The sequence below is a fragment of the Franconibacter pulveris genome (assembly GCF_056780215.1).
This window is the reverse complement of record NZ_CM165555.1, coordinates 1591556-1614882: the sequence shown is the minus strand read 5'-3', so window position 1 is coordinate 1614882 and position 23327 is coordinate 1591556. Positions and strand designations below refer to the sequence as shown.

At 56.0% G+C, this 23327-nt stretch carries 19 protein-coding genes; 2 read left to right on the top strand and 17 right to left on the bottom strand.

Annotation, left to right across the window (positions count from 1 at the left end; translation table 11 throughout):
• Nucleotides 1-153: 153 nt before the first annotated feature.
• From mukB to cmoM, 4 genes are read right to left on the bottom strand one after another with little or no spacing between them, the layout of a single operon-like run.
• The gene (gene mukB, locus ACU4F7_RS07635; protein ID WP_481638365.1) at nt 154-4611 is read right to left on the bottom strand and encodes a chromosome partition protein MukB; all 4458 of its coding nucleotides are present in this window, start codon (nt 4609-4611) and stop codon (nt 154-156) included.
• A complete protein-coding gene (gene mukE, locus ACU4F7_RS07630; protein ID WP_024561464.1) occupies nt 4604-5314 on the bottom strand; it encodes a chromosome partition protein MukE in 711 nt (236 codons plus the stop codon). The genes mukB and mukE overlap by 8 nt, the downstream gene beginning before the upstream one ends.
• The gene (mukF, locus tag ACU4F7_RS07625; RefSeq protein ID WP_029592402.1) at nt 5295-6617 is read right to left on the bottom strand and encodes a chromosome partition protein MukF; all 1323 of its coding nucleotides are present in this window, start codon (nt 6615-6617) and stop codon (nt 5295-5297) included. Before mukF ends, mukE begins: the two co-directional genes overlap by 20 nt.
• Before the next feature lie 3 nt (nt 6618-6620).
• Complete coding sequence (gene cmoM / locus ACU4F7_RS07620) at nt 6621-7400, bottom strand: tRNA uridine 5-oxyacetic acid(34) methyltransferase CmoM (protein WP_024556989.1); 780 nt, start codon at nt 7398-7400, stop codon at nt 6621-6623.
• Between the two features lie 130 nt (nt 7401-7530).
• On the opposite strand from cmoM, the gene elyC reads away from it, so the two are divergent.
• Nucleotides 7531-8310 (top strand): envelope biogenesis factor ElyC, encoded by a 780-nt coding sequence (elyC, locus tag ACU4F7_RS07615; RefSeq protein WP_029592401.1) that lies wholly within the window; start codon nt 7531-7533, stop codon nt 8308-8310.
• Here elyC and ACU4F7_RS07610 read toward each other — a convergent pair.
• Together ACU4F7_RS07610 and ACU4F7_RS07605 are read right to left on the bottom strand one after the other, a co-directional pair.
• Nucleotides 8287-9180, bottom strand: coding sequence for a YcbJ family phosphotransferase (locus ACU4F7_RS07610; protein ID WP_029592400.1), 894 nt, complete (start codon nt 9178-9180; stop codon nt 8287-8289). The two genes, elyC and ACU4F7_RS07610, sit on opposite strands and share 24 nt — an antisense overlap.
• Nucleotides 9181-9251: 71 nt before the next feature.
• Nucleotides 9252-9698: a DUF2000 domain-containing protein gene (locus ACU4F7_RS07605; protein WP_029592399.1), complete on the bottom strand. Its 447-nt coding sequence runs from the start codon at nt 9696-9698 to the stop codon at nt 9252-9254.
• Nucleotides 9699-9838: 140 nt separating this feature from the next.
• Here ACU4F7_RS07605 and ACU4F7_RS07600 point away from each other — a divergent pair, with 140 nt between their 5' ends.
• Nucleotides 9839-10321, top strand: coding sequence for an Lrp/AsnC family transcriptional regulator (locus tag ACU4F7_RS07600; RefSeq protein ID WP_029592398.1), 483 nt, complete (start codon nt 9839-9841; stop codon nt 10319-10321).
• Between the two features lie 25 nt (nt 10322-10346).
• On the opposite strand, the gene kdsB is transcribed toward ACU4F7_RS07600, so the two are convergent.
• The 11 genes from kdsB to serC form a co-directional block, all read right to left on the bottom strand.
• Entirely contained in the window at nt 10347-11093 is a 747-nt protein-coding gene (gene kdsB, locus ACU4F7_RS07595; protein ID WP_481638364.1) for a 3-deoxy-manno-octulosonate cytidylyltransferase, read from the bottom strand.
• Nucleotides 11090-11272, bottom strand: coding sequence for a protein YcaR (gene ycaR, locus ACU4F7_RS07590; protein WP_024556995.1), 183 nt, complete (start codon nt 11270-11272; stop codon nt 11090-11092). The genes kdsB and ycaR overlap by 4 nt, the downstream gene beginning before the upstream one ends.
• Before the next feature lie 24 nt (nt 11273-11296).
• A complete protein-coding gene (locus ACU4F7_RS07585) occupies nt 11297-12556 on the bottom strand; it encodes a winged helix-turn-helix domain-containing protein (protein ID WP_029592395.1) in 1260 nt (419 codons plus the stop codon).
• 44 nt (nt 12557-12600) lie between these two features.
• The gene (gene lpxK, locus ACU4F7_RS07580) at nt 12601-13578 is read right to left on the bottom strand and encodes a tetraacyldisaccharide 4'-kinase (protein WP_029592394.1); all 978 of its coding nucleotides are present in this window, start codon (nt 13576-13578) and stop codon (nt 12601-12603) included.
• Nucleotides 13575-15323, bottom strand: coding sequence for a lipid A ABC transporter ATP-binding protein/permease MsbA (gene msbA / locus ACU4F7_RS07575; RefSeq protein WP_024556998.1), 1749 nt, complete (start codon nt 15321-15323; stop codon nt 13575-13577). The genes lpxK and msbA overlap by 4 nt, the downstream gene beginning before the upstream one ends.
• Before the next feature lie 36 nt (nt 15324-15359).
• Complete coding sequence (locus ACU4F7_RS07570) at nt 15360-17627, bottom strand: ComEC family protein (RefSeq protein WP_481638363.1); 2268 nt, start codon at nt 17625-17627, stop codon at nt 15360-15362.
• Between the two features lie 201 nt (nt 17628-17828).
• Nucleotides 17829-18113, bottom strand: a complete 285-nt coding sequence (ihfB, locus tag ACU4F7_RS07565) for an integration host factor subunit beta (protein ID WP_004387353.1) — start codon at nt 18111-18113, stop codon at nt 17829-17831.
• A gap of 91 nt (nt 18114-18204) precedes the next feature.
• Nucleotides 18205-19875, bottom strand: a complete 1671-nt coding sequence (rpsA, locus tag ACU4F7_RS07560) for a 30S ribosomal protein S1 (protein ID WP_024557000.1) — start codon at nt 19873-19875, stop codon at nt 18205-18207.
• Between the two features lie 111 nt (nt 19876-19986).
• Nucleotides 19987-20673, bottom strand: coding sequence for a (d)CMP kinase (gene cmk, locus ACU4F7_RS07555; RefSeq protein ID WP_024557001.1), 687 nt, complete (start codon nt 20671-20673; stop codon nt 19987-19989).
• 197 nt (nt 20674-20870) lie between these two features.
• The gene (gene aroA, locus ACU4F7_RS07550) at nt 20871-22157 is read right to left on the bottom strand and encodes a 3-phosphoshikimate 1-carboxyvinyltransferase (protein ID WP_481638362.1); all 1287 of its coding nucleotides are present in this window, start codon (nt 22155-22157) and stop codon (nt 20871-20873) included.
• A 73-nt stretch (nt 22158-22230) separates the two neighbouring features.
• Nucleotides 22231-23316 carry a 3-phosphoserine/phosphohydroxythreonine transaminase gene (gene serC, locus ACU4F7_RS07545; RefSeq protein WP_481638361.1) on the bottom strand — a complete coding sequence of 362 codons (1086 nt, stop codon included), beginning with the start codon at nt 23314-23316 and terminating at the stop codon, nt 22231-22233.
• Nucleotides 23317-23327: the final 11 nt, after the last annotated feature.

The following is a 23327-nucleotide window of genomic DNA, read 5'->3' as shown; positions in this document are numbered from 1 at the left end:
TTTAATCACATCATTGGGTTTGCGAGCCAAACCGCAAACTTATTTTCAGTATATAAAGAGAAAAAACCATTTGCCTGACCAAATGTAAAGATAATTAAAGATTTTACGCTACAAAAAAAGCGGGCCGCAGCCCGCTTTTCCGATTATGGCTTATCAGGAAACATCGGCCGTTCCAGCCAGCGCTTCGCCAGGTTCGTTTTGCTGTAAGGCAAAACCGCGCAGCCCCACCACATGAACATGTTCATGATTCTGGAACACTTTACGCACCAGTTTATAGGTGGTGCCTTTTTCCGGGCTGATGTTCTCCGGCGCCGCGATAATGAGCTGCATTTCCAGACGCTCGCACAGTTCAAACAGCGTGGCGATAGAACGGGCATCGAGACGTGCCGCTTCATCCAGGAAAAGCAACCGGCAAGGCGAGATATCTTTGCCGCGCAGGCGGCGCGCTTCATCTTCCCAGCTCTGCACCACCATCACCAGAATCGACATACCGGTACCGATAGCCTCGCCGGTGGACAGCGCCCCGCTCTCCGCACGCAGCCAACCGTCGGAACCACGGTTAACTTCGACCTCCATCTCAAGATAGTTACGGTAATCGAGCAGCTCTTCGCCGATGGTTTGCGCTGTGCGCTGCCCCATATCGATTTGCGGATTCAGGCGTTGATAGAGCTTTGCCAGCGCTTCGGAGAAGGTCAGGCGGCTGCTGTTGAACAGGTCCTGATGCTGCTCGTGCTGCTCGGAAAGCACATCCAGCAGCGTGGCGTGCGTCTCACGCACGTTCACGTTCAGCCTTACGCTGTTTACCTGTCCGAAGGAAACGCTCTGCAACCCCTGGTTCAGCATGCGGATACGGTTCTGTTCACGCTGAATGGTTTTACGAATAATATTCGCCGCGCTGCGGGAGCTGATCGCCAGTTTCTGCTCGCGCGAAGTGAGCTCTTCGGTCAGGCGGCTCAGCTCAATCTCCATCTGCTCGATAGCTTCCACCGGGTCGTCGGTGCGAATAATATCCTGGCGGATACGCTCGCGCAGATGCTGGTAAACGGCCACGAAGAACTGGATTTTACGCTCCGGACGTTTCGGGTCTTCGGACATGCGCAGCACGTCGCGCAAATGCTCGTTATCCGCCACCGCCAGACGCAGCGCGCCAAGCGCTTTATCCGACATGGAACGCAGCTCGTCGCCGGAAAGATAAGCAAGCTCCCGGCGATGCAGACGGCGTTCAACGCCGTTATCTTTCACCAGACGCATTACAGCGCACCAGCCCGCTTTGGCGCTTACCACCTGTTCGCGCATTTCAAGATAGTCGCGCTCCAGACGTTTGAGTTTGCGAGTCAGGTTATCCATTTCCGCTTCACACAGCGTCAGCTGTTTTTCCAGCTGATTGCGGCGCGAACGGTTGTTGCTGAGCTGCATATGCAGTTCGTCGCGACGCAGACGGGCGCGCTCCTCCGCGCCCGGATCGGCGCGCACGCCGATATCCTGCAGCTCTTTGTGCAGGTCGCCCAGCAGCTCTTTTTTGGTGTCGAAGGAGCTTTTCAGCGATGCCAATACCTGATGATACTGGCTGAGCTGGGCGGCGTGGGTACGCAGCGCGTCGCGCGCGCGGGCGCGCTCCGCCTCCGCCTGCTCAAGCCGCTGGCGCAGCTTCTCGTTAAGATCGCTGTTGCCGCTTAGCATCTCCGCCGAATCGCTGTAGCTGAAATGCGCGCGTCGCTGCACCACTTCGCTCAGGGCGAACGCCTGCTGGCGGGCGTCACGCTGCACCTGGCGCGCGTATTCATAATCCTCTTTAAGCTGCTCAAACTGCTCCGGGTCGCTTTGCAGCACGGAAAGCAGCGGCTCAAGCTTCGCCAGCTGATTACCATGCTGCTGAATAAAGCGGGCCGCTTCCTGCGCTTCGTCCAGACGCTCATGAATTTCGTCCACGCGGTCGGCCAGCGTCTCGTCGCCCAGCAGGTTCAGACGCGGCAGCAGGCGGTTAAGCTGGGCCACGCCCTCTTTCGCCTGTTCGAACTGCGCGCGCTGTTGCTGATTGTCATTTTCATGCTGGCTGATGGCGCGTTCAATTTCATTACGACGCGTGTTAAGCGCGCGGACTTCCGCTTCCGGGTCCGCTTCGAAGGCGACCGCCAGATGCTGGCCGACAAAGCGGCTGAAGGCCTGATGCAGGCGCTGGGTTTTCTGCACGTCAAAAGAGAGCGTGGCGTAGCGTTCGGCCAGCGACTCGCGTTCGGCATGCAGGCTTTCAATACGGCTCTCACGCGCGGCGCGGCCAAAAAGCGGCAGCTCCGGGAAACGAGAATAGCGCCACTGGCGATCCGCCACTTTCACGACGACGGCTTTTTCCAGCTCTTCAACACTAAATACGCTGTCGTCAAAAGACTGCGGATCCCCCTCGATCAGGTAGAGATCTTCCGGGCAGTCCGCGAGTCCGTCGAGCTGCTCTCGCACCAGAGAAAGATCCGGCACCACGATAGCGTGGCGTGAAGGACCATAGAGCGCAGAGAAGTACGGCGCATCGTCGAGCGACACATCGTCATAAATTTCTGAAAGCAGCACGCCGCCGAAGCGTTCCGCCAGCGTATTCAGGCGAGCGTCATCGGCGCCGCCGGGCTGGCTCAGGCGTTCAATTTCCTCATCGACCGCGCGCTTGCGGGCGCCGACTTCATCACGCTCAACAATGGCTTCGCGCTCGCGCTCCAGCAGTTGCTGAAGATATTCGGTGACCTGCTGGCCCGATTCGAAAATTTCGCCGCTCTGCTCGCTAATCTGATTAAGGCTGTTTTGCGCCGCCAGCCAGACTGGCGCGCGGCTGTTCAGGCTCTTGATGCGCGCCTGCAGTTGCTCCAGTTCCTGACGTAACGTCAAACGCTGTTCACTGGCCTGCGAAACGCTGTCTGACAGCGCGGCGATTTGCGCTTCCAGTTCCTGATGCAGCGCTTCAAGCTCGTCCGGCTCATAATGTCTGCCCTGACGCTTGCAAAACTCCGCCAGCAAACGCTCCGCCTCCTGCTGCTCGCGCAGGCGCTGCTCCAGTTCCGAAAGGCGCATGCGCAGCGGCTGCACCTGTTCGGTAAGGTGGCGCTGCTGGCTGGCGTCGCGCAGCAGTTCCCGGGCTACGCTCCAGGCATCGGCGCGGCTGACCGGCCCGTTAATGGCCGTCACCAGCTGATACGCCTGCTCAAACTGGTTATGCGCCGCCTGCACGACGCTCATTTTCTGCTCAAGCGTCAGCAGTTTTTCCGTAGCTTCCTGCTCTTTCGCCTGGAAAGTCTCCAGCCATTCGGCGGCGCTGTCGGCGTTAAGGTCAGGCAGATGGCACAGTTCGCGCGCGCGGTTAAGCGCCGTCAGCGCCTGTTGATACTGTATAGCGCGAGTCTGCTGAACATCGAGCGCCTGCTGATAGTCGGCAAGCTGGCTCTTGAGTTCATCCACCTCAAGCTCGGCGGCTTCGGCGCGGGCTTCATTCTCTGCCTGCTGCTCGGCGGCTTCCGCCACCACTTCGTTCTGCTCTTCCAGACGCATCTGCAGTTCGTCGAGATCCGCTTCGTAACGCTCGATTTTCTCCTGCTGACGCAGCGCGGTCTGCACCAGATTCAGATGGTCGCTCGCCGCCTGGTAATCGGTCTCAAGGTCACCTTCCGCACCGGCGTGTTCCGCCAGCTCGCGCGCCATATCGACATGCTTATACTGCTCGGCCACCAGTTGCTTACGGCTGGTGAAAAGTTCGCGTCGGTACTCAATCGCCTTGTCGAGATGAATGCGGCGCTCGTTGGCGTGACGCATATAGTCCGCCGCCACGTAGTTAGTGGCTTCGGAAATCAGGTGCTTGAAGAGGTCGCGGTCAGACTGGGTGACGCGAATGGCTTCCAGCGTCAGGCGGTTCTCACGCAGCGCCGCCTCCATATCCTGGAAGGCTTTACGCACGCCGCTGTTTTCCGGCAGCAGGTAATCGCGCAGCGAGCGGGTAATGGCGCTGGAGATGCCGCCATAGAGCGAGGCTTCAATCAGGCGGTAATATTTGCTGCGGTCTGAAGCGGAACGCAGGCGACGCGCCACAATGCCTAAATCGAACATCAAGGAGTGATAATCGGTAATAGAGTTGAACTGCTTAAACTGCACCCCCTCCATCGCGTCGATTTTCTCTTTCAGCTCGTTTAGCGACAGCACGCGCGCCTGACGTTCATTCAGCGTTTCAGTCAGCAGCTGCGTCGGCAGCAGGCTGCTCGGCAAGCCCTGAATAGCGAAAGGTTTGATATCTACTTTACGGTCGCGCCCGGCCACCTGTTGCAGGCGAACGCCCACCAGCACGCGTTGGTGACGCGAATTGATAACGTCCAGCACCGAATAGCAGACGCCCGCTTTAAGCTTGCCGTGCAGGCCCTTATCACGAGAGCCGGATGTCGCGCCCGCTTCGGTGGTATTACGGAAGTGAAGCAGCGTCAGGTCCGGAATCAGCGCGGTGACAAATGCCGCCATCGTGGTGGATTTCCCGGCGCCGTTGCCGCCGGAAAGCGTGGTCACCAGTTCATCAAGATCAAACGTACGGGCGAAAAAGCCGTTCCAGTTGATAAGCGTCAGTGAGCGAAATTTACCGCGTTCAATCATTCTCTTCCTCTCCGCGTTCCGTCTGGTTGTCGTCATTCTCGTCGTTGAGTTGCAGACTGCTCTCAACCGGCATCGCTTCGCCGTCGCGGATCATGCGCAGCTGCGCTTCACGCGGATCGTCGCCGCTGCGCACATCGGCGCCAAAACGGAAGACGGATTCGGTAATGCGGAATTTGCTGCTGTCGTGTCCCATAAACCAGACCATCCCCAGGCGGCGCAGGCGGTTGAGCGAAGAGCGCACCTTTTCCTGCAGCTTCTGCCTGTCGAGATCGGAGCCGGTAGAGCGGTTATTTACTAACTTCAGCAGCTTGCTTTCATCCGCCAGCGCCAGCAGCTCGTCATAGAGTTCCTGCTGGGTGAAGATGCCTTCGTTGGCGAGGCGCTCCGGACTCAGATAGAGGTAGCAAAGGATTTTGCCGACCATCATGTCGAGTTCGGAAAGCACCGAACGGGGAATCAGCGTCGTGGAGCGAGGGCGTAAATAGAAAAACCCTTCCGGCGCGCGCACCAGCTCTACATTGTAGCGGCCATAAAACTCTTCCAGCTCGTGCTGGAAGTCCATCAAGAAAGCGTGATTATCCAGCTCTTCCAGGCCAACGTGACGCCCGGCGCGAAGCTGGCTGTCGAGCGCCGGAAACAGCGGGTTCGCCAGCGCCTGCGCCAGCTTAACCGGCATCACTTGTTCAATATTTGTCAATGACATGCGCCTGTACCTTGGCTCCGTAATCATTAATGAGCTGCCATTTCGCCGGCAGCCCGGTAAAGTCAGCTTCCGCCACCCCAAGCCGCACGGCCTGGTCGACGACGATACGCGCCACATCGAAATGGCGCGCGCGTGGGAATTGCGCCAGATAGTCGCGCATCACTACGCCGAGATCCAGCGGTTGCTGTCTGGATTTAAAGACCTCAAGCTGCGCTTCTATCATCGCCGCGAGCTGTTCGCGGATCTCGTTAAACTCTTCAAACTCCAGATCCGGCGGCAGCTCACCGGTAACTTCGTCATCGCGCAGCGCCATCTCTTCATCGCGCATATCAAGCAGACGCTCGGCATTGGCGTGGGTCAACGCCCACGGCGCGTCGAAATAGCTCTGCACCGACTGGCGCAAACGCTGGGCGAAGACGCGGTTTTTATCCATATCAATGGCGGTGCGGATAAACTTATGCACGTGGCGGTCATAGCCAATCCAGAGGTCAATGGCCTGCTGACCCCAGCTAATAATGCGGTCGAGTTTGCTTTGCAGATCGAAAACCAGCCGGTCGATAAAATGCAGATCGTCGCGGCCTAATGTCGCCTCCTGAATCATCAGCAGGTTTGCCTGCAGCTTATCGCCAGCCGCTTCCAGCGTATCCTGCAGTTCACGCAAGGTGCCGGAGGTTTCGGACAGCAGCAGTTCACAGCTGGAGATAGCCGCGCGCCAGTCTTTATTAAGCAACTGCGCGATATCGTCCTTCACCAGTTGCTGCTGCTCATCCATGATGCGCTGGGTTAAATCGATGCTGTCGAAAATTTCCGCGACGGAATATTTAAGCGGCGCATAAACGTTGCGATGCCAGTGAAACTCATCGCCGTTTTCCTGCGCGGCATCCGCGGCGCGTTTCAGCTCGCCGGCTACAATGGAAAGCTGCATGGAAAGACGCAGCGTGGAAAACTCGCGCTGGCGGATGTAGTAGTCGGTAATACCGATACCGAGCGGCGTAAGACGGTAAATGGCGTTTCCTTCCGCCTGTTCGCTGGTGAAACGGTTGAGCAAGCGCTGGCGCACCATATCGTTGATGGCGTTGTTCGCGCGCTGGGTTACCGTTTCCGTGGTCTGTTCAAACGCGTCGCTGACGTGACGAAACGCGTCCACCAGCTCCCCTTCGCTCATTTCGCCATCCAGACGTTCGCCGTTAAGCGTGGCCACCGCCAGCAGAAAAGCCAGTCGGTCAACCGGAAGCTGGATGGAAAAATCATTTTTCCTGGCCCAGGCAACCAGTTCGGGGACTGTCTGGGAAAAAGTACTCATAGTTTATCCTTGGATCTCCGGCTTAAACGCAGTGACGTGGATATAGCGGCCCAGGCTAACCCAGGGCTCCTGTCGGCAGTAACGCGTTTCAAGCTCAAGCAGCGTGTCGTACTCGTCGCGCTGCTGATGTTTTTCACGCAGGTAGTCATGGAAAACCCGTACGCCGGTTTTGCCGGTAATCTGCCAGCCAATCTCTTCAAGCCAGCGATAGACCTGCTGCGGCTCACGCGGATAATCCGGTGAAAGGGAGCGTTTTTTCTTTTTGGGCATCCCTTGTTGCACATAGGCGAAATTGCCCGCCACCATGTTATGCATCAGCAAGCCATGCGCGTTATAGAACATCAAAGAGAGCGCGCCGCCGGGGGCGAGACAATGCCACAGGCGCTCCAGCGCCACTTTCGGCTCCGCCACCCATTCGAGCACAGCGTGAAACAATATCAGATCAACCGGGCATTCTAAATGTTCAGCCACATCCTGAGCGGCGCATTGTACAAAATGCATGTTCTCGCTCACACCTTGCTGCTGCGCATGCAGGCGCGCGCGGGCAAGCATCTCAGCGGAGAGATCGCAAAGCACAACCTGGTGGCCCCGCGCCGCCACGCGGCAGGCAGTTTGCCCTTCTCCGCCGCCGGCATCAAGGACGCGCAGCGGGCGTTGCGGCAGGCGGTCAAACAGCGCGTCAAGATCCTGCCAGAGGATCGCCTGGCGCAGTTGCCCTTTTGTTGTACCGTATATGTTGCGCGAAAATTTTTCGGCAATGTCATCAAAATTGCGATCCCGCATAGGTACAACTCCACCCAAAAAAGGTTTTCGACAAAGGCGCTATTTTGTCATAGCCGTGAGGAGAATGAACCCATTCGGTGTAAGATCGCGGGCGTTTGCCTGCCGTATGGTTAAAAAAGGAACCGCACCCATGCTGTTTACGCTGAAAAAATATCTTGGCGGCCTGATGCTGCCCCTTCCCTTCTTATTGCTGGTCATGGCGCTGGCGTTGGCGCTGCTGTGGTGGAGCCGCTGGCAGAGAACCGCTAAGGGTTTGCTGACCGTAAGCTGGCTTGCGCTGTTTCTGCTTAGCCTGCAACCGGTCGCGGACGGCCTTCTTAAGCCGATTGAAAGCGCCTATCCTACCTGGCGTGGCGAAGAAAAAGTGGATTATGTGGTGGTACTGGGAGGCGGTTATACCTGGAACCCGCAGTGGGCGCCAAGCTCAAACCTGATTAATAACAGCCTACCGCGCGTAACCGAAGGGGTGCGGCTGTGGCATGCCAACCCTGGCGCGAAGCTGGTGTTTACCGGCGCGCCGGCAGTGACTAACCCGGTAAGCACTGCCGAAGCAGGCGCTCGCGTTGCCGAAAGCCTCGGTGTTCCCCGCAGCGATATCATTACGCTTGATACGCCAAGGGATACGGAAGACGAAGCGGCCGCCGTGGCGAAAGCTATCGGCCAGCAGCCTTTCTTGCTGGTGACCTCCGCCTCGCATCTGCCGCGAGCAATGCGCTTTTTCCAGCATCAGGGGCTGAAGCCTATCCCCGCGCCAGCAAACCAGATGGCGGTAGAATCGCCGCTCAATCCCTGGGAGAGAGCGCTTCCCTCGCCGCTATGGCTGATGCATAGCGACCGGGTAGGTTACGAGACGCTTGGCAGGATCTGGCAATGGCTGAAGGGGGCGTCAGGCGACCCAGGGGAGCAGTGATTTCGAGGCGGTATCGAAGGCGGCGCGGTTCATGCGGCCCGTTTGCAGCAACTGCGCCACTTCGTCCCACAGCACATAAAGCCAGCGCCGCCAGAGAAAAGATTCCGCCACCGGCGCCCGTTGCAGGTAATGCCAGAAAAGACTTTCCGCCAGCGGCGTGTCGAACAGGCGAAATAGCTCATATTCGCGCGGCGCCCATAAGACAACGCCCGGGCTGACCATCGCCAGCAGTTGATCGCTTCTCGCATCTTTCAGCATGCTGCGCAGGCTGAAATGACCATGTATCAGCACGCAGTTATCGCTAAAACCGGCGAACATCTCGTCCAGACATTCGCGTGTGCGAAAAAGCATACGGCGATCCTGCATCGTCAGCCCAGTGTTTTTATATTGATTCAGGGTGCTCCAGAGCACTTCGACGCGCTGACGATACCATGAAGGCCAGATGTTCTCCTGTGTGCTGTCGACGTTGCCCACGCAGCCGTGGCTGTCGACCCGATGCCAGGCAAGCAGCGCCTCGACAATCTGATCTTTGAGCTGCTCCCAGCGTTCCGGGGTGCGGGAAGGCGCTTCTACCGGCACGCCGCGCAGTCTTTCCATCAGCAGCACATCCGGCCCGGGGTGCTCTTCATGCGTCATGACACCATAAACCACCGGCATGCGCACCGTGCCGGAGCGCGCTAGCATAGAGATTTTCCAGGCCAGTTGCCTTGCCAGCCCGGGCGTAGTGAAGCTTCTTGCCAGCAGCGGCATTGGATTGCCGTGACTGTCATACAGCGACCAGAGCGCCGTATCCGGTTTCTCGGTTATGCACTCCAGACGGCTTAGCTTCTCGCCCAGCAGATGGCTCAGTTCCGCGCGCAGTTGCTCCATTTTCCGTTACCCTTATAAAGACTGGTACTTTTTATAATGGGCGTCCTTTAGGCGGATGTCATCTGATGAGATCAAGAACCTGGCAGATTAGCGCTTAAACGATACAGCGGCAGATGGCCAGTGAGCTTATTGATCTTCTTTTTGGGGCCAAGCAAGCCCACCGCCGCAAGGTCAATGGATTCGCTCCGCGCCTGGGCAATCCGCTCGCCATACTCTTCGTATGTTTTGCAAGACTGCGCTAATGTGCTGAAAGGCATAACCAGAATATCGGGGTCGGCTAAGGCGCGGGACAGCGTAGTAGTGAGCGACTCCTCCTGCGTCAGCAAAATGGGCAATGGGGCATAAATCACGCCCGGATAAACCACGCCATCTTTGCTCTGCATTTCCGGCCCGACAAGATTTTCCACCTGTCTGCCAAGGCTCACGCCAATAACGCTTGCCGCATTGATAGCGAGTCCGGGGCTTAACGTTTTTTCTACGATGATGGCGCATTTGTGCAGGCTTGCATCGAATTTCATCTCGTTATCCTTAAAGTCTTTTGATCGCGTTCAGGAGAGAGACAGTGTGCCGCAGAAAAGCGGGTAAAACTGACCTTATGTTGTTATCTTTTTCTTCAATGAGGTAAAAAATTCCCACAAAAGCCGATAAAGAGAAATATATGTCCGAATCTGATTTAACGCCGACTGACATCGCGCTGCTGACGCTGTTACAAAAAGACGCCCGTATGACCAACCAGACGCTGGCCGAGGCGGTAAATCTTTCCGCCTCGCCCTGCTGGCGTAAGGTACGCAAGCTTGAAGAAGAGAAAGTGATTCAGGGTTATCACGCCGCGCTGGACAGACGTAAAATCGGCCTTGGGGTAATGGTCTTTGTTCGCGTCAGCATCGACAGCCACAGCGAAGCGCAAGCGCGCAAATTCGAACAGGAGGTTATGGAGCTGGAAAATGTGGTGGCCTGCTACAGCATCGGCGGCGACGCCGATTTTCTGCTGCAGGTGGTAGCGCAAAACCTGGACGCCTATTCCGATTTCGCCATGTCGGTGCTGCGCCGTCTGCCGGGCATTAAAGCGATGCAAAGCATGTTCGTATTAAAAGAGATTAAGCCTTTTACGACGTTGCCGGTCGCCTCGCCCCGACGATAAAAAACCGGCCCTGTGGCCGGTTTTTTTATCGCATCGCTTTACGAACACGCTCGAGGTCTTCTGGTGTATCGACGCCCGTGCCCGGCACTTCCTGCGCGACGTCCACATGAATTTTTTCGCCGTACCAGAGCACGCGCAGTTGCTCAAGCATCTCAATGCGCTCAAGCTGGCTTGGCTGCCAGGTAACATAGCGGCGAATGAACCCGGCGCGGTAGCCATAGATACCAATGTGGCGCAGCAGCGTATCGCCAATACTCTCCCGCGATTGCGCGAAGCGGTCGCGATCCCAGGGAATGGTGGCGCGGGAGAAGTAGAGCGCATAGCCTTCAGCATCGCGCACGACTTTCACCGCGTTCGGGTTGAATGCTTCTTCCGCGGAGTCGATGGGAACGGCAAGCGTCGCCATGCCGGCCGCGCTTTTGGTCAGGTTATCAGCCAACTGGCGGATGATAGCTGGCGGAATCGCCGGCTCGTCGCCTTGTACGTTAACAATGACGGTATCATCCGCGAAGCCGCATTTCTCCACTACCTCAGCCAGCCGTTCGGTGCCAGACTGGTGATCGGCGCGCGTCATGCACACCTCGCCACCAGCGGCTTGCACTGCACGAGCCACCTCTTCATGATCGGTGGCGACGATAATGCGTTCAGCGCCAGATTCGCGAGCGCGTTCCAGCACATGCACAATCATCGGCTTGCCGTTAATATCCACCAGCGGCTTGCCCGGCAAACGCGTGGAGGCGTAGCGGGCAGGTATGATAACGACGAAACTCATGGGTTTGTCTCTTCAGCAGTCAGCGAGCGGGCTTCATTTTCCAGCAAAACAGGAATGCCGTCGCGCAGCGGAAAAGCCAGGCTGTCCACCTTACAGATGAGTTCCTGTTTTTCCTGATTAAAGTAGAGTTTGCCGTTACAAACCGGGCAAGCGATGATTTCCAGTAAACGATGATCCATAGTTCCTCCTGATAACGCGGAATATTAATGCCCAGAGGATATCACAAGCGTTTTATCCGCCGCGTCAATTTCCCATTCCTTATTCCAGCGTGACGCCAGCGCCGCAGGCAGCGAGCCGCAAATAACCTGCTTCGCCCCCTGCCAGCGGGCAAAATCGCCGATCGCATTTTCTAACCCAGCCAGTAGTCCGGCGGAAGCTTTAACGCCCTCTTCCAGATAAAGGCTAATGACCTCAAGCTGCTGGCGCTGGCGATGCATTTTGGCATCCATTCGCCCCACCAGCGCCCCCTGATGCAGCAACGGCAGGACAAAATAGCCATACTGGCGTTTCTCCGCCGGGGTATAACACTCCAGGCGGTAAGAGAAATCAAAAAACTGCTCGGCGCGCTTGCGGTCCCAGACGACTGGATCAAAGGGCGACAACACCGCGCTGTGCGTAGCGTTGAGTTTATTCTCCTGCGCCTGCGGCAATAGCGGCATGAGCGATTGATGCAGCCACATCGTGCCAAGCCGCTCGACGTCTACCTCTACGATGCGTTCTTCTCGCTGCCACGCTTGCAGAAGCGGTCGGATATTAACGTTGCGCAGGCGATAATAGTCCGCTAACCAGTCGGCGCGAAAAATACCGAGGCTACGGGCGCTGTTTTCCAACATTTTTACCTCAGCCTGCGCTTGTTCAATCAGATGCAGCGCATCATCCCAGTGCGGCAGAACCCGGGAAGTCAGATCGTAAACCCGCTGAAAGTTGCGCCGCTCCACGACCATGACCTTGCCGGCGGTAAATAAGCCTTCCAGATGTTTTTTATGCGGTTTCCAGGCCCACCAGCCGCTTGCGCCTTTGCGCGGATGCTCAAAATCCGCTGAGCGAACAGGACCGTTCTGCTCGATATGCTCTATTAACTGCGCAATCTCCTGCGCATGCGCCTCCATCCATTCCGGACGATATTTCCAGCCCATTTTTTCCGGGTTCAGCATGCGGTGACGCACCAGCGCAAAATCGCTGCGCGGCAAAAAGCAGGCTTCATGCGCCCAGTACTCCATCAGCTCGCCGCGCGCCAGCGCCTCGTCAAGCCACACATTCGGGAAGCTGCCAAGACGGCTGAAAAGCACCAGATAAGGGCTGCGTGCGACGATATTTATCGTATCTATCTGTAGCAGCGACATGCGGGAAACGGTGGCGAGAATATCATCAGGCCGGGCGCGACGGCGGGGCTTTTTCAACAGCCCTTGCGCTGCAAGGTGTAGATGCCGCGCCGCGCGCAGCGAAAGATTTATTTGGGTCATAGCATCGGCTTCCTGTCAGAAAAGGTACGAAGCCGATATTCAGGCTAGCGCACCAGAGAGAGCAGAGAATCCACGAGTTTATCAGCCTGCGGACGGGCGAGCGCGGCGTCAACCGGCAAGTACCACCAGTCTGGATGCGCAAACGCACGGCACTTTACCGCATCTTTTTCCGTCATCACCAGCGTCTGCCCTTCGTTAATAAACGAAGCGACCTGCGCTTCGGTCAGAGCCTGATGATCGGCAAGGCTGATGGTTTTTACGGGTTGCACGCCCGCCTGTTCAAGCGTTGCGAAAAAGCGCGGCGGATGACCGATACCCGCCATCGCAACGACTTGCGGCAGACTATCGACTGAACGCTTTTCACCCGTCAGCAGATTAATGGCAAGGCCTGGCTTAAGCGCCATAGCGATTTCGCTTTGATGCGCCTCACCGCCATTTGTAATAACCGCATCCACACTGCGAAGCCTCCCTGCTCGCTCGCGCATCGGGCCTGCCGGCAACCACCAGCCATTGCCAAAGCGACGCACGCCATCAATTACGACAATCTCTTTGTCCCGGGCTAAAGCGTAGTGCTGGAGCCCATCATCCGTAATAATGATTTGCAGCGGATGCTCGGCCAGTAGTGCTTTTACTGCATCGGTCCGTACCGGAGAAACCGCGACAGGCGCTCCCGTGCGCTGAAAGATAAGCACCGGTTCGTCGCCCGCTTCGGCGGTAGAGGTATGCGTGGTTAACAGCAGGGGATACTGTGCGGCTTTACCGCCATAACCGCGCGACACCACGCCAACGCGTACGCCGCGCTGCTGCAACTGCTCCACCAGCCAGACGACGACCGGGGTTTTGCCATTGCCGCCTGCTGTCAGATTCCCCACTACCACTACCGGTACCGGCGCACGCCAGACGGTGCGTAAACCCAGCCGGTAACTTAACCGGATGAGGCCGCTCACCAGGCCATAGAGCCAGGAGAGCGGCAATAACAGCAGCCAGAGCGGCGACTGACCGGACCAGATACGTTCAATCATTCGCCGAACTGCATTTTGTGAAGTTGAGCGTAAACGCCGCCGTGAGACAGCAACGCCGCATGGTTGCCGCGCTCAACAATACGTCCATCTTCCACCACCACGATTTCATCAGCTTGTTCAATGGTAGAGAGTCGGTGCGCGATAACCAGCGAAGTACGGTTCTTTTGCAGTTCATCCAGCGCCGCCTGGATGGCGCGCTCAGACTCGGTATCCAGCGCGGAAGTCGCCTCATCCAGGATAAGGATTGGGCTATCGCGCAAAAGTGCCCGGGCAATCGCGATACGCTGGCGCTGCCCGCCAGACAGCAGTACGCCATTCTCACCGATGATTGTATCCAGGCCGTTATCCATCTTATTGATGAAATCCATCGCATAGGCCATACGCGCCGCTTTTTCGATATCTTCACGGCTGTACGCTTCCGTACGGGCGTAAGCGATATTGTTTGCAATGGTATCGTTGAACAGATGCACGTTTTGCGAGACCAGCGCCACCTGATTACGCAAGGAGGAGAGCGTATATTCACGCAGGTCATGCCCGTCCATCAGTATTTCGCCGTCATCAATATCGTAAAAACGGGTAATGAGACTGGCAATGGTGGATTTGCCTGAGCCGGAACGACCAACGAGCGCCACGGTTTTCCCCGCCGGGATAGTCAGGTTGATATCGCGAAGCGCGGGGGTATCACGTCCAGGATAAGTGAAAGTGACATGGCGAAACTCCAGATCGCCTTTTGCACGCTCAATGACGCGCGTACCTTCATCTTTTTCCTGCTCGCTATCCAGAATAGCGAACAGCGTCTGGCAGGCAGCCATGCCGCGCTGGAACTGCGCGTTAACGTTCGTTAGCGATTTCAGCGGACGCATGAGCGCGATCATGGATGAGAAGACAACGGTGATGGTCCCTGCGGTTAACGTCTCCATTACGCTCGGGAAACTTGCGGCGTAAAGCACAAAGGCTAGCGCCAGCGAAGCGATAAGCTGGATCAGAGGGTCGGAAATGGAAGAGGCGGAAACCATTTTCATCCCCTGCAGACGCATTTTGTTGCTGACTTTGGCGAAACGATCGGCCTCTACCTCCTGACCGCCAAAAATCAGCACCTCTTTATGCCCTTTCAGCATCTGTTCAGCGCTGGTGGTGACTTGTCCCATCGTGTTCTGCATGTTTTTACTGATGCTGCGAAAACGCTTTGAAACAACGCGAATAGCAAAAGAAACGATAGGCGCCAGCACAATAAGGATTAGAGAAAGCTGCCAGCTGTAATAAAACATCATGATAAACAGGCCGATAATCGATGCGCCTTCACGCACTACGGTAATCAGCGCGCTGGATGACGAAGAGGCGACCTGCTCGGAATCATAAGTAATGCGGGAGAGAAGCGTACCGGTAGACTGTTTATCGAAGAAAGCGACAGGCATGCCCATCATGTGATTGAACAGGCGGCGGCGCATGGTCATTACCACTTTTCCCGACACCCATGAAATGCAATAGCTTGAAATATAACTGGTTATACCCCGAAGAAGCATTAATCCTATCACAACCAGCGGCATCCATAGCAGCACAGAGCGGTCTGTTTTGCCAAAACCTTCATCCAGCAACGGCTTGAGAAGCGACAGCATATAAGTATCGCTGGCGGCGTTGAGGATCAACGCCACCGCCGCCACTATCAACCCCGCTTTAAAAGGCGCGATAATGGGCCAGAGACGGCGGAAGGTCTGCCACGTGGAAAGATCTTTATCGTTATGCATTCATAAAACCAGCATTTGTTGAAATAGCCGCATATTCTACCTGTTATCCGCAGGTGCGCCAAACCACTGATGATACCAGCGGGGCAAAATTTGCTCGCGTAACCCTTTTATTTGCCAGCCTTCTGGTGAAAAAAACACCGTTATCTGACCCGATTGCGCCGTATCGTGCCACCGATAGCCATGCCGGGCATAACGCCGGGTTACTTTCACTGATGGCAAACGCCAGGCGTTATAGCGCGATACAGAGGCCAACGCCGCTTTCCCGTCAACCATAGACAACAACGTGTCGCTGGAAGAGGTCCTGCTGCCGTGATGAGGCACTACCAGCACTTCCGAACGCAGCGCCTGACGGTAGTTTTTTAGCATAGCCAACTCCGCCGGAGCTTCAATGTCCCCTGTCAGCAATACGCTGTTGCGCCCATCATCTATCTTCACGACGCAAGAGCCGTTATTACCTGCCTGAACAGCACCAGCCAATGGCCAGTGCGCCGTAAAATGCAACCCTTCCCAGCGCCATGTTTCGCCGCGCCAGCAGGGCTGATGGCGGGCCCAACCCAGCGCGCTGCGAACCATAAGCTTAGGCCAGACGCGTAATAAGCTTTCCAGCCCGCCGCGGTGATCAAGGTGTTCATGACTAAGAATAACGCCGTCGGGTTGCAGATTATGCCAGCGCAGCCAGGGGATGATGGTCTGCAGGCCGCTGTCCCCGCCTGGCCAGCCGTTTCCCGTGTCATAGAGCATTGCTCTACCGTTGCGCTCGATGACCACCGCCAGCCCATGGCCTATATCAAGCATATGCAGCGACCAGTCCGACTTTTTATGCACGCACCAGAGCGGCGCTGCCAGTAGCGCGATCGCGGCGGCGGCGAGCACTGGCGAGAAAAAATGAAAGCGCAAGCGCCAGAGCACGATGCAAAGCCACGGCGTCAACGCCAGCCAGCGATAACGCTCATCCACATCAAGCCATCCTTCGGGCAGCCAGCGCAAAAAGTTGAACAGTGTTTGTAATAGCGTATCGGTAAGCCGCCATATCCCCTGCTCTGCCCATTGCCAGCTGGTAAGGTTTATCGCCATTCCCGTCAGGATAAGCGGTACTGCGATAAAGGTAATGACAGGCACGGCTACCAGGTTTGCAACCAGCGACGTCAGGCTGACACCGTGAAAAAGTACAAGCTGAATGGGCATTAGCAGTAACGTAATGCCCACTTGTAAATGCGCCAGTTCCAGCAGAAAGCGCAACCAGGATCTTGCTGGCTTTAGCGTGAATGGCATCCACTGATACCAAAAGATAAGCGCAGCGACCGCAAAGGCGGATAACCACAGGCTTTCTGAAAGTACAGCGGTCGGTTCAATAAATAAAATGCCCGCCACACAACATAACCAGACTTGCCATGCGTTCCAGTTCCGGCCGCTAAGGCGCAGCAGGCTCCAGATGAACATGGCGACCAGCGTTCGTACGGCTGGCGGATTACTGCCTGCCAGCCACGTATAAACCGAAGCGCTGACCAGCAGCATGAGTAGCGGAAACCGATAGCCTATCCGATGCGCCGGCAAAAAAAGTTGCAGCAAACGCGCCAGCAACCAACCGAGCGACCCGGCAAGACCGATATGCAACCCTGATATCGCCATCAAATGTGCGGTTCCGGTATTACGCAGCAGTATTTTAACTTCCGGGCCGAGCGTGAGGCGCTCGCCAAACCCCAGCGCGAGGATAACGTCCCGCCATACATACGAAGTAAGCGAAGCGCTTACGGAAGCGATATACCTCGCTCGCAAGCTGCAGTCGCCGCTGATAATTTGCGCATCAATGATGCGACCAGTAAGCGGCAAACGTTGCGCCAGTGCGTAGCGCTGATTATCAAAGCCGCCTTCGTTCAACTGACCGTGCACCGGGCGCAACCGCAACGTCATCCGCATCCGCTGCCCGGCGCAGGCTTGTTCAGGCAAATAACTACCACGCAGCATTACGCCCACCGATGGAAAAATCCATCGGTTATTAAGTTTGTTAATCGCTACCTGGTGCTCTGTTGCGCCATCGGTACGGATGACGACAGCCTCTACGTGCTGGTTGCCAGTCAAAAGCGAACTGAAAGGCCAGACGAGTTCTCTGGCAGCAAGCACCGCCCAGCAGAAAAACAACGTGGCAAAGGCGGCGAATTTCATTCTGCCGGGCAACCAGCGGCAGCCGATGCATGCCAGTAACGCCCCGGTAACGGCTATCCCTTCGGCAGGTAGCACAGGAAGAAACAGTAGCGGTAGCGTTCCAAGTATCACGCAAACGCACAGTGCAGGAAGAGCAATCATGACGACCTCCTTATCTGCAGGCAGTCTGATTGGGCGGTGAGAAGATGTCAGCGAGAAAAAAGTAAGTCTGCGAGATATCGCGAGAGGTTATGGCGCATTTGCAACGGTTGCGTTAAAAGCTGCGGCTTCGCTCCTGTATAAGCGCAGCGCAAAAAAAATCGGCACCCTGAGGTGCCGATTCTTATTGTTTAAGCCTAAGGCTTAACCATAAATGTTGGCGCGGTCACGCAACTCTTTGCCTGGTTTAAAGTGCGGAACGTACTTACCTTCCAGTTCTACTTTATCGCCAGTTTTTGGGTTACGCCCGGTGCGAGGAGCGCGATAGTGTAAGGAGAAGCTGCCGAAACCCCGGATTTCAATACGCTCGCCCTGTGCGAGAGTAGAGGCCATATGTTCCAGCATCTCTTTTACTGCATCTTCCACCGCTTTCGCCGGGATATGGGAGTGCTGGCTTGCAAGTCTTTCTATGAGTTCTGACTTGGTCATGTTTCCTCCGGTTTTCTTCCATTACGGAAAATTATTACAGCTATCATCGAACAAGGGCGGCCGAAGCCGCCCTGATTTAGCGCCCGGACGATTACTCGCCTTTAGCTGCTTTGAACGCTTCAGCCATAGCGTTGGAGAAGTTGCCGTCTTCCTGCTTGTTAACAGAAGCGATTGCATCTTTCTCTTCAGCTTCGTCTTTCGCACGAACAGACAGGCTTACTACGCGGTTCTTACGGTCAACGCCAGTGAATTTCGCTTCCACTTCGTCGCCTACGTTCAGAACCAGAGTAGCGTCTTCTACGCGATCGCGGGAAGCTTCAGAAGCGCGCAGGTAGCCTTCAACGCCGTCTGCTAATTCAACTGTAGCACCTTTCGCGTCAACTGCCGTTACTTTACCAGTAACGATAGCGCCTTTCTTGTTCAGCGCGACGTAGTTGTTGAACGGATCTTCAGCGAGCTGTTTAACGCCCAGGGAGATACGCTCACGCTCTGCGTCAACCTGCAGAACAACGGCTGCGATTTCGTCGCCTTTTTTGTATTCACGAACTGCTTCTTCGCCTGCAACGTTCCAGGAGATGTCAGACAGGTGAACCAGGCCGTCGATACCGCCGTCCAGGCCGATGAAGATACCGAAGTCAGTGATAGACTTGATTTTACCTTCAACGCGGTCGCCTTTGTTGTGGGTCTCAGCGAACTGCTGCCACGGGTTGGCTTTGCACTGCTTCAGGCCCAGGGAGATACGACGACGTTCTTCGTCGATATCCAGAACCATAACTTCCACTACATCGCCCACGTTAACAACTTTGGACGGGTGAATGTTTTTGTTGGTCCAGTCCATTTCGGAAACGTGTACCAGGCCTTCAACGCCTTCTTCGATCTCAACGAAGCAGCCGTAGTCGGTCAGGTTGGTCACGCGGCCAGTCAGCTTGGTGCCTTCCGGGTAACGCTTAGCGATAGCAACCCACGGATCTTCGCCCAGCTGCTTCAGACCCAGAGAAACACGGGTACGCTCGCGGTCGAACTTCAGCACTTTAACAGTGATTTCGTCGCCCACGTTGACGATTTCGCTCGGATGCTTAACGCGTTTCCAGGCCATGTCAGTGATGTGCAGCAGGCCGTCAACGCCGCCCAGATCAACGAATGCACCGTAGTCAGTGAGGTTCTTAACGATACCTTTAACTTCCATGCCTTCCTGCAGGTTTTCCAGCAGTTGATCGCGCTCTGCGCTGTTTTCAGATTCGATAACGGCACGACGGGAAACAACAACGTTGTTGCGCTTCTGGTCCAGCTTGATAACTTTGAACTCAAGCTCTTTGCCTTCGAGGTGCAGGGTGTCACGAACCGGACGCACGTCTACCAGGGAACCCGGCAGGAACGCACGAATACCGTTCAGCTCAACAGTGAAGCCGCCCTTGACTTTGCCATTGATAACACCAGTAACGGTTGCAGCTTCTTCGTAAGCTTTTTCCAGCATCAGCCATGCTTCGTGACGTTTTGCTTTTTCACGAGACAGCAGGGTTTCGCCGAAACCGTCTTCTACTGCATCCAGAGCAACGTCAACTTCGTCACCAACCTGGATTTCAATTTCGCCCTGAGCGTTTTTGAACTGCTCTGCCGGAATGGCGGACTCAGATTTCAGACCGGCGTCAACCAGTACTACATCTTTGTCGATAGCAACAACAACGCCGCGAACGATAGAACCCGGGCGGGTTTCGATTTCTTTCAGGGATTCTTCAAAAAGTTGAGCAAAAGATTCAGTCATGTTTAATCTTCAGAGTTTAAATTAACGTCCACCTGGCTTCATGCTGGATGGGGTTGTTTCACATACCCGCTGCCAGTCCCTTGCAACGGGGGTACTGCAAATTCTGTCGCTTTACTTTGCGAGCGCCAGCTTTTCGCGGGCGTAATCAAGCGCCTTTTCAATGACTTGCTCGATGCTAAGGCGGGTGGAATCCAGCACTAAAGCATCTTCAGCAGGCACCAGCGGCGCCACTGGCCGGTTACGATCGCGTTCATCGCGCTCTTTTATCTCGGCCAAAAGGCGTTCAAAGTTAACACTAAACCCCTTTTCCTGCAACTGCAGCATACGGCGGTGCGCGCGCTCTTCCGAAGAGGCGTCGAGGAAAATTTTTACTGGCGCATCAGGGAATACCACCGTTCCCATGTCGCGTCCGTCGGCGATAAGGCCAGGGTTTTCACGAAAAGCGCGCTGGCGCCGCAACAACGCTTCGCGTACGCGTGGGAAAGCGGCGACTTGCGAAGCGGCGTTCGCCACTTCCTGAGTGCGAATTTCGCCGCTAACGTCTTCTCCCTCAAGGATCACTTCCAGCTCGCCGTCTTGCGCGATAAAACGCACATCCAGATGGGCTGCCAGCGGAACCAGAGCCTCTTCGGAAGTGACGTCGACATGATGGTGCAATGCCGCCAGCGCCAGAACGCGATAAATCGCGCCTGAATCCAGCAGATGCCACTGCAAGGCTTCAGCCATAGCTTTACACAGCGTGCCCTTACCAGCGCCACTTGGGCCATCAATGGTGATTACCGGGGCGGATGCCGTCATCTTTTTCTCCTTCAATAAATGGCAGGCCTGCAACGTGAACGGCGCGCATTATACGCCGCTGCGCAACAGACTGTTATCTTTGCGACAAAATATCGTCGTTAGTGAGGCTGAGTGTAGAAGAATTGGACAAAGGCGATGTAAGGATATGTTATGAAAAAACCGCATCGCAGGATGCGGTTTTTATGCTGTTAACCTGTTCAGGCTGGCGTGCTGATGCGAGCAAGTTGATCGAAATAATCGGGGAACGTTTTCGCCGTGCATTTCGGGTCGAGAATAGTCACAGGCGTGTCTGAGAGCGCCACCAGCGAGAAACACATCGCCATACGATGATCGTTGTAGGTGCCGATTTCCGCAGCCTGAAGCGTCGCCGGCGGCGTTACGCTAATGTAATCATGCCCCTCCACCACCACTGCGCCCACTTTACGCAACTCAGTCGCCATGGCCGCCAGGCGGTCCGTCTCTTTGACGCGCCAGTTATAAATGTTGCGCAGCGTCGTGGTGCCTTTAGCGAACAGCGCGGCCGTCGCGATGGTCATCGCCGCATCCGGAATGTGGTTCATATCCATGTCGATAGCGTTCAGTTCGCCGCGGCTGCAGGCGATGTAATCGTCGCCCCAGGTAATTTTAGCGCCCATCTTTTCCAGCACGTCGGCAAAACGAATATCACCCTGCACGCTGTTGCGACCAATGCCGGTCACCTTCACCGTGCCGCCTTTAATCGCCGCTGCCGCAAGGAAATAAGAGGCCGAAGACGCATCGCCTTCCACCAGATAATCGCCCGGCGACTGATAGTGCTGACTGCCGCGCACAACAAAGCGCTGATAGCCCTGGTTTTCGACCTCGACGCCGAAAGTTTTCATCAGGTGCAGCGTAATGTCGATGTAAGGTTTCGAAACCAGATCGCCTTTAATAGTGATAGTGGTGTCGTTCGCCGCCAGCGGAGCCGTCATTAAAAGCGCAGTCAGGAACTGGCTGGAAACGGAGCCGTCCACCTCCACCTGCCCGCCATCGAACCCGCCGCGCAGTCGCAGCGGAGGATAATTTTCTTGTTCCAGATACTCAATTTGCGCGCCGCCCTGACGCAGCGCGTCGACTAAATGGCCAATCGGACGCTCTTTCATGCGAGGTTCGCCAGTCAACACGACGTTATTGGCGCCAAGGCAGAGCGCAGCGGCAAGAGGACGCATGGCGGTCCCGGCGTTCCCAAGAAACAGCTCAAGCTCCCCTTCAACCTTCAGTACGCCGCCCTGCCCCGTCACTTCACAGCGAGTGCGATCTTCAGAGAGGGTATAAGCCACACCCAGCGCGTTGAGCGCATTGAGCATATGACGGACATCATCGCTGTCCAGCAGGTTGGTTAATACCGTAGTGCCCTGCGCCAGCGCCGCCAGCAGCAAAGCGCGGTTGGAGACGCTCTTCGAGCCGGGAAGATTGATAGCGCCATCCACCAGCGCGATGGGTTGTAAGGTCAGGGATTCCTGCATGCGTTGCAAACTCTCACTAAAAACAGAATAAAAACCCCGCGGTTAGCCGCGGGGAAGAAGTAAAAGACAAGGATTAACCGTGACGGCGTTCGAAATCAATCATGAAATCCGTCAGAGCCTGAACACCTGCCAGCGGCATGGCGTTATAGATAGAGGCGCGCATACCCCCCACCACGCGATGGCCTTTAAGCGCGTGCAGCCCGGCTGCGAAAGACTCCTCGAGGAAGACTTTATCCAGCGCGCTGTCGGCAAGCTGGAACGGCACGTTCATGCGAGAGCGGTTAGCAGGCGACACATCGTTGCGATAGAAACCGCTCTTATCAATCACGCCATAGAGCAGATCTGCTTTCTGCTGATTAATCTGGTCGATAGCCGCTACGCCGCCCTGTTTCTTCAGCCATTTAAATACCAGCCCCGCCAGATACCAGGCGAAAGTCGGCGGCGTATTGAACATGGAGTCATTGTCGTTCAGCACGGTGTAATCAAGGATTGACGGGCAGGCATTATGCGCTTTACCCAGCAAGTCCTCACGCACCACCACCAGCGTAAGGCCCGCCGGGCCGATGTTTTTTTGCGCGCCCGCGTAAATAACGCCATAACGGCTGACATCCAGCGGACGAGAAAGGATAGTGGAGGAGAAATCCGCCGCCACGATCGCATCGCCAAAATCGGGCGTTTCTTCAATGGCGATGCCGTCAATGGTTTCGTTCGGACAGTAATGCAGGTAGGCCGCATTGTCAGAAAGCTGCCATTCGCGCATCGGCTTAATAGCGCGCAAACCGTCAACGGTGACTTTGGCGTCAATGACGTTCGGCGTGCAGTATTTTTTCGCTTCTTTGACCGCGCTCGCTGCCCAGTAGCCGCCGTCAACGTAATCCGCCGAGGTTTTGTCGCCAAGCAAGTTTAACGGCACGCCGGCAAACTGACCGCGACCGCCGCCATGGCAGAATAAAACTTTATAGTTAGAGGGAATTTGCAGCAGATCGCGAAAATCTTGCTCCGCCTCTTCCGCCACTCCGATAAACTCTTTACCACGGTGGCTGATTTCCATCACCGACGTACCTAAACCCTGCCAGTCGACCAGCTCCTGTTGAGCCTGTTTAAGCACTTCAGCCGGTAACATTGCCGGACCAGAACTAAAATTGTAGACCTGACTCATTTTCCCTCACC

Bases quoted from the DNA above. Each gene is read 5' to 3' on its own strand.
- ACU4F7_RS07605 (WP_029592399.1), bottom strand. From the start codon at position 9,698: ATGAAATTCGATGCAAGCCTGCACAAATGCGCCATCATCGTAGAAAAA.
- ACU4F7_RS07585 (WP_029592395.1), bottom strand. From the start codon at position 12,556: ATGACCCAAATAAATCTTTCGCTGCGCGCGGCGCGGCATCTACACCTT.
- ycaR (WP_024556995.1), bottom strand. From the start codon at position 11,272: ATGGATCATCGTTTACTGGAAATCATCGCTTGCCCGGTTTGTAACGGC.
- msbA (WP_024556998.1), bottom strand. From the start codon at position 15,323: ATGCATAACGATAAAGATCTTTCCACGTGGCAGACCTTCCGCCGTCTC.
- kdsB (WP_481638364.1), bottom strand. From the start codon at position 11,093: ATGAGTTTCGTCGTTATCATACCTGCCCGCTACGCCTCCACGCGTTTG.
- rpsA (WP_024557000.1), bottom strand. From the start codon at position 19,875: ATGACTGAATCTTTTGCTCAACTTTTTGAAGAATCCCTGAAAGAAATC.
- mukE (WP_024561464.1), bottom strand. From the start codon at position 5,314: ATGTCATTGACAAATATTGAACAAGTGATGCCGGTTAAGCTGGCGCAG.
- ihfB (WP_004387353.1), bottom strand. From the start codon at position 18,113: ATGACCAAGTCAGAACTCATAGAAAGACTTGCAAGCCAGCACTCCCAT.
- cmk (WP_024557001.1), bottom strand. From the start codon at position 20,673: ATGACGGCATCCGCCCCGGTAATCACCATTGATGGCCCAAGTGGCGCT.
- ACU4F7_RS07570 (WP_481638363.1), bottom strand. From the start codon at position 17,627: ATGATTGCTCTTCCTGCACTGTGCGTTTGCGTGATACTTGGAACGCTA.
- ACU4F7_RS07610 (WP_029592400.1), bottom strand. From the start codon at position 9,180: ATGGAGCAACTGCGCGCGGAACTGAGCCATCTGCTGGGCGAGAAGCTA.
- cmoM (WP_024556989.1), bottom strand. From the start codon at position 7,400: ATGCGGGATCGCAATTTTGATGACATTGCCGAAAAATTTTCGCGCAAC.
- lpxK (WP_029592394.1), bottom strand. From the start codon at position 13,578: ATGATTGAACGTATCTGGTCCGGTCAGTCGCCGCTCTGGCTGCTGTTA.
- aroA (WP_481638362.1), bottom strand. From the start codon at position 22,157: ATGCAGGAATCCCTGACCTTACAACCCATCGCGCTGGTGGATGGCGCT.
- serC (WP_481638361.1), bottom strand. From the start codon at position 23,316: ATGAGTCAGGTCTACAATTTTAGTTCTGGTCCGGCAATGTTACCGGCT.
- elyC (WP_029592401.1), top strand. From the start codon at position 7,531: ATGCTGTTTACGCTGAAAAAATATCTTGGCGGCCTGATGCTGCCCCTT.
- mukF (WP_029592402.1), bottom strand. From the start codon at position 6,617: ATGAGTACTTTTTCCCAGACAGTCCCCGAACTGGTTGCCTGGGCCAGG.
- ACU4F7_RS07600 (WP_029592398.1), top strand. From the start codon at position 9,839: ATGTCCGAATCTGATTTAACGCCGACTGACATCGCGCTGCTGACGCTG.
- mukB (WP_481638365.1), bottom strand. From the start codon at position 4,611: ATGATTGAACGCGGTAAATTTCGCTCACTGACGCTTATCAACTGGAAC.